This is a genomic window from Streptomyces sp. NPDC013317 (assembly GCF_055563155.1).
This window is the reverse complement of record NZ_JBVHDX010000002.1, coordinates 484564-498593: the sequence shown is the minus strand read 5'-3', so window position 1 is coordinate 498593 and position 14030 is coordinate 484564. Positions and strand designations below refer to the sequence as shown.

The following is a 14030-nucleotide window of genomic DNA, read 5'->3' as shown; positions in this document are numbered from 1 at the left end:
TGGCCGGATGCACCGGATGCATCTGGAGGAGCTCACCCGCAGACTGCGGGCAGGCGGCCAGGACCCCACGGCCGAGGAGGTCGCGGACGCCGTCTGGCTCGCCCAGTGGCTGCCGCGTGCCTCCCCGGACCTCGTGGACGGTGCCGCCGCAGGCGTGCGAGACGGTCGGGCGGAGGATGCGGGCGACGCCCAGGGGCCGGGGGAGGGGCGAGATCCGGCCACGGGAGACGGGGGCGGCGAACCCGGTGAAGCCCTCAGGGAGGTCGACGGCGAGCGCGCCGCCGGGCACGGCAGCGGTACGGGCCAGGTCGCGGGGCACGGCACAGGCGGCGGCCCGGCCCCCGGCGACGACGGACCCAGGCCCGTCCGCCCCTCGGAGGACGTCGACATAGCGCTGCTCGTCGGACCCGGGGGCCGCGGCGCCAACCGTACGGAGCGGAACAGGACCCTCCCCGTCCGCGCGCCCGGTGCCAACGCCCTGCCCGGACTCCTCGGTCTGCAGAAGGCGCTCCGTCCGCTGCGCCACTACGCCCACTTTCCGGTCAGGCCCGGCGAAGGCCTCCTCGACGAGGAGGCGACCGCCGAACGCAGCGCCGCCGCGGGCATCCTCACCCCCGTCCTGCGCCCGGCCGCGGGCCGCCGTCCCGACATCCAGCTCCTCATGGACTCCGGCCCCGCCATGGTCGTCTGGACCCGCATGGTGGAGGAGCTGCGCCAGGCCTGCCAGCAGTCCGGCGCCTTCCGCGACGTCCAGGTGCACCGGCTGTACGACACCGGCGACGGCGCCCCGCTGGTCACCACCACCTCCGGGGCGGACGGCGTGCCCCGGCTGCGCACCGGCGACCAGCTCCACGACCCGACCGGCCGCCGTCTCACCCTGATCGTCAGCGACTGCGTCGGCCCTCTCTGGCAGCGTGGCGCGGCCCAGCGGCTCATCCACCAGTGGCCCCGGCAGTCCCCGCTCGCCCTCGTCCAGCCGCTGCCCCCGAGGCTCTGGCCCCGGACCGCGCTCACCGTCGAACCGGGCCTGCTGCTCCGCCCCGCCTCTCCCGGCGGACACGCCGGCTTCCAGCCCGACGAGGAGTCCTGGGAGCCCGTCGCCCCGGACACGCGCGCGGTGCCCGTGCTCACACCGACGCCCGAGGCGTTCGCCTCCTGGGCGCGCCTGCACGCCGGTCACGGCTCCGGCGGGGTCCGCGGCTGGGCCGCCATGATCGCCCCCGAGCCGCCACGGCCGTCCGCCCCGACGGGGAGCACCGCGCGGACCGCGTCTCCCGCCCGGGCCCGCACCCCACGCAGCGACGAGGAGTTGATGCGCGCCTTCACCGCGGGCGCCTCGCCGGGCGCGCTGCGGCTCGCCGTCCATCTCGCCGCCGCGCCGCTCGCCCTGCCCGTGATGCAGCTCGTGCAGCGCGCCATGCTGCCCGACACCGGCCCCATGGAGCTCGCCGAGGTCCTGCTCAGCGGGCTGCTGCGGCAACTGCCCGGCCCGTCCCCGTACCCCTGCTTCAGCTATTCGCCGGGTGTCCAGCAGCATCTGCTCGGCTCCCTGGACCGCAGCGCCGCCGCGCTGGTCCTCAAACACTGCTCCGAGTACGTGGAACGCAACTTCGGCCAGGGCATGCGGAACTTCCCGGCGCTCGCGGCCGCCCGGCTCGCGGGACACTCCACGGACGACGGCCGCGTGGCCGCGGCCGGCACGGTCGAGGGGACCGACGAACCCACCGGCCCGGTCGGCACGGAGCCCGAACTCTTCGCCCGCATCCCCGCCCGCGTGCTCCGCTTCTACCACCCCGACCTGATCACCCCCGACCCGCTGGCCGCCGCGCGACGGCTCTTCGAGCAGTGGCTGGGCCAGTCCGACCCCTCGCTCCTCGTCCGGTGCCGCCAACAGGCCGAGGCCGCACTGCCGGAGCACCCCGTCGAAGCCGGGATCCTGCTCGGCCGCGTGCTGTACGCCGAGTCCGGCACCGCCGCCGCCCGGGGCAGCGAGCGGCGGCGGGAGCTCCTCAGCCGCGCGCTGACCGAACTGGAGCGCGCGGGGAGCCTCGCGGCGCCGGGCAGCGCGGAGTGGGCCGAGGCCCGGCTCGAACAGGCCGTCGCCCACCACGGGTTGTGGCGCCACACCGACGACCCCGGGCACCTCGACCACGCCCTCGCCGCGCTCCTCGGAGACGTGCCGGACTGGCCGGAGATCCACCACCACACCCTCCACCTGCGCCGGGGGCGCCTGCTGCTCGCGCGCGGCGACGGCGCCGCCGCGGCGGCCGAACTCACCACCGCGCTCTCCCTCCGGGAGAGCGGTGCGGCACTCCTCGACCTGGCCGACGCCCTGCACCTCGCCGGCGCCGGGACGGCCGAGATCACCTCGGTGCTCGACCGCGCCGGCGAGCACCTCGGTGACAGCGTCCCCCTGCGGCTGCGCTGGACGACGGCGCGCGCCCGGCTGCACGACACGGCCGGCGACGGACCGGCCGCGGACGCCGCCTATGAGGAGGCCACCCTGCTCGCCCCCGCCGACAGCGGCCGCCGCGGCAGGATCCTGATGTCCTGGGGGGAGTCCCTGATGCGCCGCGCGGCGGACGCCCCCGGCCAGGCCCCCGTCGACCGGGCCGAAGGAGTCCTGCGCGAGGCGCTGACCAGCCTCCCGGCCGACGCGCCCGAGCGCGCCCGGGCCAGGATCCTGATCGGCAGCGTCCTCGCGCTCCGTTTCGACCGCGCCGGGTTCCTGCCCGACCTCTACGAGGGCCGCCACCTCCTGGAGCAGGCCGCCCGCACCACCCGGGACATCGGACTGCGTGCGGAGGTGTGGCTGCAACTGGGACGGGTGAGACTGGAGTTGAGCGAGTCCGCCCGGGACGGGGGCCTCGGCGACGCGCTCACGGCGTACGAACGGTCCTGGGAGGACACCCGGTCGGCGCACGGCGACGCCCCGGGCACCGTCACCGGCGCCCGCGCGCTCCACGCGCAGGGAGCGGTGCTCCGGCTCATGGGCCGTACGGGCAGGGCGAGCGAGGTGCTGCGCGCCGCGGCCGAACAGTGGCGGCGGCTGACCGCCGCGCTGGTGGAGGTGGACTGGAGCGACGTCGAACGGACCAGGAGCCTCCTGGCGGAGGCGGCCGCGGACCACGACCGGCCCCACGCGCCGCCGTCCGGCGAGGACCGGCGCCGGATCGCGCCGCCGTGGTGGGCGTGGAGCGATACGGGCGGGTAGGTGACGGCCGGAGCACCGAAACGGAGAACGGCTGAATAACGGGGGCGCACATGGGCGCAGTTGAGTCGAACGGGTTTCCGTCTTCCTGGCGTCGGGAAGAACCGCTCCGCCGCTACGACGGCGGGGGACAGGCGTCGGTGAGGAGGAGCCGAGGGTGTTGGAGCACAACGAGTGGGCGACCGGTGCCGACCGTGACAACGGCCGGTCCGCGCACCTGCCCGATCTCGCCGCCGTGGACCTGCGGACCCTGCGTGGCCTGGACGATCCCGAACTCGCCGCCGCGGTCGAGCTGGTGCTGCTCCGCTCACCCGAGCTGGTCGACGCCTGGTGCGAAGGCGCGGGGGACCGAGCCGCCTGACAGGCGCCGCAGCCACCGTCTGTTTCCGGCCGGATCCTCGCGATGGCCGAGGTTCCCCCGAAGGAGGCGGGAATGAACTTCGCGCCCCTGCCCGCGGGGGTCTTCACCGAGCTGGCGCGCACCCGCCCCGCCCCGGCCGACGTCGCCCTGCTGCGCTCCGCGCTGCACGCGCGGCGCCTGCTGCTGCTCAAGGCCCTCCTGGTCCGCGTCCACCGGCACCGTGGCGCGGTCGACGCCTCCGTGTTCCGCCGCTTCGAGGACTCCTGGCACCTGCTCGAACGGGCCGAGAGCCGCAACCCCGACGTCGTACGGGACGTGCTCGACTACCCCATGACGGGCGCGTGGCTCGCCGCCGCGCTGGCCGAGCCGGTGGGCCCCGCCCTCGACCGGCACCTCACCCGCCTCGAAGGCATCGCCGTCACCGCGGCCCTCCGCGCCGACTGCTCCCTGGACCTCACCGTGGAGCCCCCCGACGGCCGGCTGTCGCTGCCCGGCGTCGGCCGACAGACCGCGGACGGCGGTCGCCTCCGGATCAGGGCGGGATCGCGCGTCGCCCGGATCCACCCCGAAGGCCCGCACGCCACCTCCACCGTCCTGCTGCTCACCGACCGGCGCGCCGGCACCCTCGTCGGCCGCGGCCCGGGCTGGGACGGGCTGCACACCCTGCCCGACTCCACCGCCCGCCTCGACGACCTCGACCCGTATCGGGTGCCGCCCGGCGGGATCGGCACCCCGCCCCGTACCGCCGCCGGCCCCGCCGACACCGAACCCGCCGTCTGGTCGGCGCGCTGGCGCGGCGCGCAGGCGCTGCTCGCCCACACCGACCCGGGACGCGCCGCCGAGATCCGGCACGCCCTGCGCGCCGTCGTCCCCCTGCTGCCGCTCGGCCCCCGCTCCCAGGGAGCCACCCTGCGTTCGGCTCCCGGCGCCGTCCTGACCTCCCTGCCGGCCGGGGCCCAGGACATGGCCGAGACGCTCGTCCACGAGCTCCACCACAGCAAACTCGCCACCCTGCACGAGCTCGTACCGCTCTACCGGCAGGGAAGGGCGGCCGTGCACCGGGTGGGCTGGCGCCCCGACGCCCGGCCCATCGGCGGAGTGCTCCAGGGCGCGTACGCACACCTGGCCCTGACCGACCTCTGGCGGCGTGCCGCAACCGCCCGCGCGGCGCCCCGGCCCTGGCGGTCCAGCGCCGGGCAACAGTTCGACCATATGCACGATCAGGTGGGCGAGGCGCTGACGATCCTGCTTGAATCCGATGAACTGACCAATGAGGGACGGGAGTTCGCCCAGCAAATGAGGCGGCATCACGCGAGCCTCGGCGCGGCCCCCCGGGCAGCTGGGTAACACTGTGCCCAGGGCACATGACACTGCGTTGCGCGTGAGCGGGACGGGAGACGTATCAGATGGCGGAACAGCGGTCGGGTGGCGGCGCGACGGACGACGGCGGCAGGGGCGCCCCCGAGCACGTTCTTGTGGTCTTCCCCGGCTACCACCGGCCTTGGGCGGCCTGGATCAACCAGCGCCTCGAAGCCCACGGAGTGCGCGCGACCCTGCAGCGCTGGGACCCGCCGCGCGAGGTGCCCCTGGAGGACTCCCTCAGCGACCTGCTGCTCGCCAGCGGGCAGGTGCTGCTCGTGCTCAACGACTGGTTCTTCCAGCTCGGCCCCCGGCCGGCCGGCGAGTGGAACGACGTCCTGCGCGGTTTCGTCGCCTCCCGCGCGGACCGGTTCGCCGCCGTCAACCTCACCAACCGGCCGCTGCTCCCCGCCACCGCCGTCCTCGAACCGGTCAGCCTCTGGGGCGTCGGCGAGGACGAGGCCGAAGCACGCCTCCTGAGCCGGCTCGGCATCGAGCCCCGCCGCACCTCCGGGCGCCGCGGCCCGCTCGGCACGCCCGTCCGCTACCCCGACACCCCACCCGCGATCTGGGGCGAGATCCCGCGCCGGAACCCGCGGTTCACCGGCCGGGACGACCTCCTCACCGAGCTCCAGGAACGGCTCATGGACGCCGACCGCGGCAACGCGGCCTGCACCCTGCTCGGCATGTCCGGCATCGGCAAGACCCAGATCGCCGCCGAGTACGCCCACCGCTTCAGCCCCGACTACGACGTCGTGTGGTGGGTCAACTCCGACGACCGCAACGTCCAGCGCGACCGCTTCGGCGAACTCGCCGCCGAACTCCGCCTGCCCAGCGGCAACGAACCCGGCGAACGCATCCGCGCCGTACGCGAGGCCCTGCGCCGGGGCGACCCCCACTCCCGCTGGCTCGTCATCTTCGACGGCTGGGACGACACCGACGGCGCCCAGGTCCTGCTGCCCCACGGCCCCGGACACGTACTGATCACCTCCCGCAACCGCGGCTGGGGCGACTACACCGACGTCCTCGAAGTCCCCAGCTTCGACCGCGCCGAGTCCACCGCCTACCTGATGCGCCGCGCCTCCCACATCACCGCACCCCAGGCGGACGAGGTCGCCGCCGAGTTCGGCGACGTACCCCTGCCGCTCGTCCAGGCCGCCGCCTGGCTCGGCGAGTCCGGCATGGAGGTCCCCGAGTACCTGCGCATGGTCCGCGACGGGCGTCTCTCCACCGTCGAGGAGCCCTCCGCCGTCGACGGCTACCCCAACGCCTCGCTCACCTCCTGGTCGATACTGATCAACCGGCTCCGGCGCTCCCAGCCGCAGGCCATCGACGTCCTCAGCCTGTGCGCCTCCTTCGCCCCCGGCCGCATCCCCCTCGGACTCGTCCGCGCCTACCCGCAGGCCGAACTTCCCGAGGACCTGCGCTGGATGGCCACCGACCTGCCCGCCTGGACCCGCGCCCTGGACACCCTCGTCAACTACTCGGTGCTCACTCGCGAGACCCGCGGCCCCGCCACCAACGTCGAGGTGGGACCGCACCAGGAGTCCGTGCACATGCACCGGCTCGTCCACGACATCGTCGCCCGCCTCACCGACGGCGAGAACCGCGAGGCCCACCGCAAGGCCGTCCGCTCCCTGCTCGCCGAGGCCGACCCGGGCAACCCGATGGACAGCCGCAACTGGCCCCGGTACGCCGAACTGCTGCCGCACGTCGGCCCGTCCGGCGCCCTCACCAGCCGCAGCCCCCGTGTGCAGACCGCCGTCCTCAACAGCCTGCGCTACTGCTACCGCAGCGGCGAGTTCCGGGCGGGCGCCCAGCTCGCCGAGCGCATCCGGGACGCCTGGTCCACCTTCATGGACCCGCTGGACCAGCCCATGCTGGACCTGACCACACAGCAGGGCAACGTCCTGCGCTCCTTCGGCCGGTTCCGCGAGGCGTACGAACTCGACCTCGCCCAGCGCGAGCGGCTGAGCGCCGCCACACCCCCCAACGAGCTCGGCTCCCTCCTGTCCGGCAGCGCCATCGCCAGCGACCTGCGCTTCCTCGGCCAGTACCAGGAGTCCGAGAAGCTCCAGCGCCAGGTGCTCGCCGACGCCGAACGCCTCCTCGGCGACACCGAGTTCTCCACCTTCGTCGCCCGCCACAACCTCGGCGTCGTCCTGCGGATGCTCGGCCGCTACCAGGAGGCGTACGACCTCGACGCGGAGTCCCTCGTCCGCTGCGAGACCGTGCTGCGCACCCGTCACGCCCACACCCTGGGCGCCGGCAACGCCCTCGCCCACGACCTCCGGCTCCTCGGCCAGTACCGCGAGGCGCTCGCCCGCCAGGAGGCCAACGTCCGGGTGCACGTGCAGGTCCTCGGACCACAGCATCTGCAGACCCTGTACGCACGCACCCAACTGGCCCTCTGCCGACGCCGCGAAGGCGGCTTCCAGCAGGACCTCGGCGCCACCATGGCCAGCCTGCTGGAACAGCTCGAACAGGTCCACGGCCGCGGGCACTACATCACGCTCGCCGCCATCAACAACTACGCCAACTACCTGCGCGAGCACGGCGACCTCGACCACGCGAGGGAGCTCGTCACCGAGGCCGAGGCCGGCTACCGCTCCCTGCTCGGACCCGCCCACCCCGTCGCCACCGGCGTGCTCGCCAACACCGCCCTCGTCATGCAGGCCTCCGGAGAACGCGCCGACGCCATGGCCATCCTGGAGGGCGCGCTCGCCGGCCTCACCGCCTCCCTCGGAGCCGACCACCCCTGGGTTCTCGGCTGCGCGCTCAACACGTCCGCCGCCCGCAACTTCAACGGGCGGGTCGCCGACGCCGCCGAACTCAGCCGGGACACCCTGCGCCGGGCCCGCCACGCCCTCGGCAACGAGCACCCGCTCACCCTGTCCTGTCAGGTCGCGCTCGCCACCGACCTGCGCGGTCTGCGCGAGGTCGAGGAGGCCGGAAAGCTGGAGGAGGCCGCCCTGCTCTCCCTCACCCGTACCCTGGGCGCCCAGCACCCGCACACTCTCTCCGCCCGCCACCGCAACCGCCCCTACTGGGACTTCGAGGCCAACCTCGGATAGCCCGGCGCGGCCCGGACACGCCGGAGGCCCGGCACCCCTCGCGGGGTGCCGGGCCTCCGTGCGTACCGGAACAGCGGATCAGGCGTCGAAGACCTCGTTGACCAGCTGCTGCTGCTCGGCCTGGTGGCGCTTGGCCGAGCCGACCGCCGGGGACGAGGAGTGCGGACGCGAGATCCGGCGCAGGCGCTCGCCGTGCGGGATGTCGGCGCCGACCGCCAGGTCCAGGTGGTCGATCAGGTTCAGCGCGATGAACGGCCACGCACCCTGGTTCGCCGGCTCCTCCTGGGCCCACAGGTACTTCTCGGCGTTCGGGTACTTGGCGATCTCGGCCTGGAGCTCGGCACCCGGCAGCGGGTACAGGCGCTCCAGACGGATGATCGCCGTGTCCGTGACACCGCGCTTCTGCCGCTCGGCCTCCAGGTCGTAGTAGACCTTGCCGGAGCAGAAGACGACCTTGCGGACGGCGGCCGCGTCGACCGAGTCGTCGCCGATCACCGGGCGGAAGCCGCCGGTGGTGAACTCCTCCACCTTCGACGCCGCGGCCTTCAGACGCAGCATCGACTTCGGGGTGAAGACGATCAGCGGCTTGTGGTGCGGGTTGTGCACCTGCCAGCGCAGCAGGTGGAAGTAGTTCGACGGCAGGGTCGGCATCGCGACCGTCATGTTGTCCTGCGCGCACATCTGCAGGAAGCGCTCTGGACGCGCGGACGAGTGGTCCGGGCCCTGGCCCTCGTAGCCGTGCGGCAGGAGCAGCGTGACGCCGGAGGTCTGGCCCCACTTCTGCTCGGCCGAGGAGATGAACTCGTCGACGACGGTCTGCGCGCCGTTGACGAAGTCACCGAACTGGGCCTCCCAGACCACGAGGGAGTCCGGGCGGGCCAGCGAGTAGCCGTACTCGAAGCCCATCGCCGCGTACTCGCTGAGCAGCGAGTCGTAGACGTTGTAGTGGGCCTGGTCCTCGGCCAGGTAGAGCAGCGGGGTGTAGTCCTCGCCGGTCTCCTGGTCCACCAGGACCGCGTGGCGCTGGCCGAAGGTGCCGCGGCGGGAGTCCTGACCGGACAGCCGGACCGGGGTGCCCTCCATCAGCAGCGAGCCGATGGCGAGGGTCTCGCCGAAGCCCCAGTCGATCGTGCCGTCGTCGATGGAGGCCGCGCGGCGCTGCATCTGCGGCATCAGACGCGGGTGGACCGTGATCCGCTCGGGGATGTTGACCTGCGACTCGGCGATCCGCTTCACGACCTCCTGGGAGACCGCGGTGGTCACCTGGACCGGGAACTCCGGCTGCGGGTCCGGGACGTGCGCCGGGGCCGGGGCGGAGGTGGCCTCGCGGACCTCCGCGAAGACCTTCTCCAGCTGGCCCTGGAAGTCCTGGAGCGCCTGCTCGGCCTCTTCCAGGGTGATGTCGCCGCGACCGATGAGCGACTCGGTGTACAGCTTGCGCACCGAGCGCTTCTTGTCGATCAGGTTGTACATCTGCGGGTTGGTGAACTGCGGGTTGTCGCCCTCGTTGTGACCGCGGCGGCGGTAGCAGATGAGGTCGATCACGACGTCCTTGTTGAACGTCTGGCGGAACTCGAAGGCGAGCCGCGCCACGCGGACCACGGCCTCCGGGTCGTCGCCGTTCACGTGGAAGATCGGCGCCTCGATCATGCGGGCCACGTCGGTCGCGTACATCGAGGAACGCGAGGACTCCGGGGCGGCGGTGAAGCCGACCTGGTTGTTGATGACGATGTGGACCGTGCCGCCGGTGCGGTAGCCGCGCAGCTGCGACATGTTCAGCGTCTCGGCGACGACACCCTGGCCGGCGAAGGCCGCGTCACCGTGCAGGGCGACGGGCAGGACGGTGAAGTCCGTGCCGCCCTTGTTGATGACGTCCTGCTTGGCGCGGACGACACCCTCCAGGACCGGGTCGACCGCTTCCAGGTGCGAGGGGTTGGCGGTGAGCGAGACCTTGATCTGCTCGCCGTCCAGGCCGGTGAAGGTGCCCTCGGCGCCCAGGTGGTACTTCACGTCGCCGGAGCCGTGCATCGACTTCGGGTCGAGGTTGCCCTCGAACTCGCGGAAGATCTGCGCGTACGACTTGCCCACGATGTTCGCGAGGACGTTCAGGCGGCCGCGGTGGGCCATGCCGATGACGACCTCGTCCAGGCGGGACTCGGCGGCGGAGTCGATGACCGCGTCGAGCAGCGGGATGACGGACTCGCCGCCCTCCAGGGAGAACCGCTTCTGACCGACGTACTTGGTCTGCAGGAAGGTCTCGAACGCCTCGGCCGCGTTCAGGCGGCGCAGGATCCGCAGCTGCTCCTCGCGCTCCGGCTTGGAGTGCGAGCGCTCGACGCGGTCCTGGATCCACTTGCGCTGCTTCGGGTCCTGGATGTGCATGAACTCGACGCCGGTGGTGCGGCAGTACGAGTCGCGCAGCACGCCGAGGATGTCGCGGAGCTTCATCATCGACTTGCCGGCGAAGCCGCCGACCGCGAACTCGCGCTCCAGGTCCCACAGGGTGAGGCCGTGCTCGGTGATGTCCAGGTCGGGGTGCTTGCGCTGGCGGTACTCCAGCGGGTCGGTGTCGGCCATGACGTGGCCGCGGACCCGGTAGGAGTGGATCAGCTCGAAGACGCGGGCGGCCTTGGTGACGTCGTCGTCGTGCGAGGCGTCGATGTCCTTGAGCCAGCGGACCGGCTCGTAGGGGATCCGCAGGGCCTTGAAGATCTCGTCGTAGAAGCCCTCCTCGCCGAGGAGGTAGTTCGCGACGACCCGCAGGAACTCGCCGGAGGCGGCGCCCTGGATGACCCGGTGGTCGTACGTCGAGGTCAGGGTCATGACCTTGGAGATGCCCAGCTTGTTCAGGGTGTCCTGGGAGGTGCCCTGGAACTCGGCCGGGTAGTCCATCGAGCCGACGCCCATGATCACGGACTGCCCGGGCATCAGACGCGGCACGGAGTGGACGGTGCCGAGGCCACCGGGGTTGGTCAGCGAGACCGTGACGCCGGTGAAGTCCTCCATCGTCAGCTTGCCGACGCGGGCGCGCTTGACGATGTCCTCGTAGGCCTGCCAGAACTCGAAGAAGTTCAGCGTCTCGGCCTTCTTGATGCCGGCGACGACGAGCTGGCGGTCGCCGTTCGGCTTCACCAGGTCGATCGCCAGGCCGAAGTTCACGTGGTCCGGCTTGACCAGGGTCGGCTTGCCGTCCTTCTCCGCGAAGGAGTGGTTCATCGACGGCATGGCCTTGATCGCCTGCACCATCGCGTAGCCGATGAGGTGCGTGAAGGAGATCTTCCCGCCCCGGGCGCGCTTCAGGTGGTTGTTGATCACGATCCGGTTGTCGAAGAGCAGCTTCACCGGGACGGCGCGGACGGACGTGGCCGTCGGCACCTCCAGCGAGGCGTTCATGTTCTTCGCGACGGCGGCGGCGGGGCCGCGCAGCGTGATCAGCTCGGGGCCGGCGGGCGCCTCGTCCGCGGAGGCAGCAGGGGCCGCGGGGGCCTTCGCCGCGGGCGCGGTCTTCGCCGGCGCCGGAGCGGCGGCGGCGGGCTTCGCCGGAGCCGCCGCGGCGGGCTTGGCGGGCGCCGGGGCGGCAGCGGCCGGGGCAGCGGCGGCCGGGGCCGGGACGGCCTTGGCGGGAGCCTGGGCGGGCGCCGGAGCGGCGGGCGCGGCAGGTGCGGCCTGTGCGGGGCTCACCTGCGGCGCGGCGGCCGGAGTCTCCGTCGCACCGGGCTTGTAGTCGGCGAAGAAGTCCCACCAGGCGCGATCGACCGAATTCGGGTCCTGGAGGTACTGCTGATAGATCTCGTCGACGAGCCACTCATTGGCGCCGAAGGCGGTCGCAGGGTTCTGACCCTGCCCGTCTTGGCCGGTGGAGGTACTCGGGGTACTGGGGGACTGAGACGACACGGCGGTAACCGCCCTCTTCCGCTTCACAAGGTGATGGACAGCGGAAATAAAGGCTACGCCTCCCTGACCGACAGGTGCAGGCCGGGCAGCTCCAACGTCGCGCAAGTCACACTTGACGCGGTGTTTCGGGGCAGGGAATGGCGGGAAACAAGCGTGGTTCTGCCCTCCCGTGGGTACGGGGGACCCGGGTTGCGGCCCATGAGGCACGCATCCCTGACCACGTTCTGATCGTGTACACGCAGAACATGTGCTTCCGGTTCGACCCTACGTCAATCGCGTGCCGGAATGCTTCCCGGAAGAGTGACCTGGATCCGGCAGCCCCGTGACGATTCGGCCACACCGATCTCGCCGCCGTGCAGATCCACCGCCCAGCGGGCGATCGCGAGCCCCAGACCCGTACCGCCGTCGCTGCCCTTGCCGGACTGGGCCGGCACCTGTCCCCGGTTGAACCGCTCGAAGACCGTGTGGCGGAGCGACTCCGGGATGCCCGGGCCCTCGTCCTCGACCTCCAGGGCCAGCGAGTCCGGCCACGACCCGCGGCGCGCCCGTACGGTCACCCGGCCGTGCGGCGGGGAGTGCTTCACCGCGTTGTCGATCAGGTTCGCCATCACCTGGTGCAGCCGCTCGGCGTCCGCGTGCGCGGTCAACTCGGGCGGCGAGACGTCCAGGTGCAGATGGACGTCCGTACGGTTGTGCAGCCCCGACGTCGAGGACAGACCGCGCTGGGAGGCGGCGAGGTTGGCCTCGCGGAGCACGCCGGAGAGGTACGGCCAGACTTCGAAACGCCGTGCCTTGAGCGTGACGACACCGTTGTCAAGGCGTGACAGGTCGAGCAGCGTCTCGACCAGCCGGCCGAGCCGCTCGGTCTGCTTCAGGGCCGTCCGCATCGTCTCCGGGTCGGCCTCGGATACACCGTCGACCACGTTCTCCAGGACGGCGCGGAGGGCGGCGATGGGGGTCCGCAGCTCGTGCGAGACGTTGGCGACCAGCTCCTTGCGGTTCCGGTCGACCGCCTCCAGGTCGTCCGCCATGCGGTTGATCGTCGAGGCGAGGTCGCCCAGTTCGTCCCGGCGGTCCGCGCCGCGCACGCGCCGGCTGAAGTCGCCGCGCGAGATCGACCCGGCCACCGTGTTCATCTCGTCCAGCGGTGCCGTCAGGGACTGCGCCACGAACTGGGTGATCAACAGCGTCGCGATCATCGCGAAGATCGTGATGTAGCGGAACTCCGTCGAGGTCCGGATCGCCACCAGCGCGAGCCCGGAGGTCAGCAGGACCGCCCCGACGACCAGTGTGCCCAGCTTGGTCTTGATCGAGATCACGATCCGGCGCCTGCTCCGGCGCTCGGGGCGCTGCCCCCGGCGTCTCATGACGCCGGCGTCTCCAGCGCGTAACCGACGCCGTGGACCGTACGGATCCGCTCGGCCCCGATCTTCCGGCGCAGCGCCTTGATGTGGCTGTCGACCGTGCGCGTACCGGAGGCGTCCGCCCAGTCCCAGACCTCGGCGAGCAACTGCTCGCGGGAGAGGACCGCGCGCGGGGTGTTCGCCAGGCAGACCAGCAGGTCGAACTCGGTCGGCGTCAGATGCACGTCCTCGTTGCGGACCCTGACCCGGCGCTGCGCGTGGTCGATCTCCAGCTCGCCGAGGCGCAGGATCCCGCTCCGCGGGGTCACGGCCGCCAGGGCGGCGCGCTCCACCCGGCGCAGCAGGACGTGGACCCGCGCGGCCAGCTCGCGCATCGAGAACGGCTTGGTCATGTAGTCGTCGGCGCCGACGCCGAGCCCCACCAGCATGTCCGTCTCGTCGTCCCGCGCGGTCAGCATCAGGACCGGGACCGGACGCTGCGCCTGGACCCGGCGGCAGACTTCGAGGCCGTCGAAGCCGGGCAGCATCACGTCGAGGACCATCAGGTCGGGCTGCCAGGCCTCGGCCGCGTCCACGGCCGCGGGGCCGTCGGTCGCCGTCTGGACGAGGAAGCCCTCCGCGCGCAGGCGCGCGGAGATGGCTTCCACGATCGTCGTGTCGTCCTCGACGACCAGCACTCGTCGCTGCGCACCCGGAGTGGCCGCCGCACCGTGGTGAGTGGTGTGTGTCTGCTCCATTGCCCCGCCTCGCATCGCTGGTGTCGGCCA

The 14030-nt window shown here is 72.6% G+C and carries 7 protein-coding genes; 4 read left to right on the top strand and 3 right to left on the bottom strand.

Annotated elements, in window-relative coordinates; translation table 11 throughout:
• The first annotated feature begins 7 nt into the window (after positions 1-7).
• From ACZ3IJ_RS06955 to fxsT, 4 genes are all read left to right on the top strand, one after another.
• The gene (locus tag ACZ3IJ_RS06955) at positions 8-3214 is read left to right on the top strand and encodes an SAV_2336 N-terminal domain-related protein (RefSeq protein ID WP_467466627.1); all 3207 of its coding nucleotides are present in this window, start codon (positions 8-10) and stop codon (positions 3212-3214) included.
• Between the two features lie 154 nt (positions 3215-3368).
• Entirely contained in the window at positions 3369-3572 is a 204-nt protein-coding gene (locus ACZ3IJ_RS06950) for a hypothetical protein (RefSeq protein ID WP_391798481.1), read from the top strand.
• Between the two features lie 72 nt (positions 3573-3644).
• A complete protein-coding gene (locus ACZ3IJ_RS06945; protein WP_467466626.1) occupies positions 3645-4919 on the top strand; it encodes an aKG-HExxH-type peptide beta-hydroxylase in 1275 nt (424 codons plus the stop codon).
• Between the two features lie 59 nt (positions 4920-4978).
• Positions 4979-8005 carry an FxSxx-COOH system tetratricopeptide repeat protein gene (gene fxsT, locus ACZ3IJ_RS06940; RefSeq protein WP_467466624.1) on the top strand — a complete coding sequence of 1009 codons (3027 nt, stop codon included), beginning with the start codon at positions 4979-4981 and terminating at the stop codon, positions 8003-8005.
• A gap of 78 nt (positions 8006-8083) precedes the next feature.
• Here the strand turns inward: fxsT and ACZ3IJ_RS06935 are convergent, their stop codons facing one another.
• From ACZ3IJ_RS06935 to ACZ3IJ_RS06925, 3 genes are all read right to left on the bottom strand, one after another.
• On the bottom strand, positions 8084-11899 hold the full coding sequence (locus tag ACZ3IJ_RS06935; RefSeq protein ID WP_467466623.1) for a multifunctional oxoglutarate decarboxylase/oxoglutarate dehydrogenase thiamine pyrophosphate-binding subunit/dihydrolipoyllysine-residue succinyltransferase subunit: 3816 nt from the start codon (positions 11897-11899) through the stop codon (positions 8084-8086).
• Between the two features lie 269 nt (positions 11900-12168).
• Positions 12169-13266, bottom strand: coding sequence for a HAMP domain-containing sensor histidine kinase (locus ACZ3IJ_RS06930; protein ID WP_467466622.1), 1098 nt, complete (start codon positions 13264-13266; stop codon positions 12169-12171).
• Positions 13263-14000: a response regulator transcription factor gene (locus tag ACZ3IJ_RS06925; RefSeq protein WP_352189045.1), complete on the bottom strand. Its 738-nt coding sequence runs from the start codon at positions 13998-14000 to the stop codon at positions 13263-13265. Before ACZ3IJ_RS06925 ends, ACZ3IJ_RS06930 begins: the two co-directional genes overlap by 4 nt.
• Between the last annotated feature and the right edge of the window lie 30 nt (positions 14001-14030).

What these genes read in the sequence shown, in the direction of transcription:
- ACZ3IJ_RS06955 (WP_467466627.1), top strand. Translation starts at nt 8, where the DNA reads ATGCACCGGATGCATCTGGAGGAGCTCACCCGCAGACTGCGGGCAGGC.
- ACZ3IJ_RS06945 (WP_467466626.1), top strand. Translation starts at nt 3,645, where the DNA reads ATGAACTTCGCGCCCCTGCCCGCGGGGGTCTTCACCGAGCTGGCGCGC.
- fxsT (WP_467466624.1), top strand. Translation starts at nt 4,979, where the DNA reads ATGGCGGAACAGCGGTCGGGTGGCGGCGCGACGGACGACGGCGGCAGG.
- ACZ3IJ_RS06930 (WP_467466622.1), bottom strand. Translation starts at nt 13,266, where the DNA reads ATGAGACGCCGGGGGCAGCGCCCCGAGCGCCGGAGCAGGCGCCGGATC.
- ACZ3IJ_RS06925 (WP_352189045.1), bottom strand. Translation starts at nt 14,000, where the DNA reads ATGGAGCAGACACACACCACTCACCACGGTGCGGCGGCCACTCCGGGT.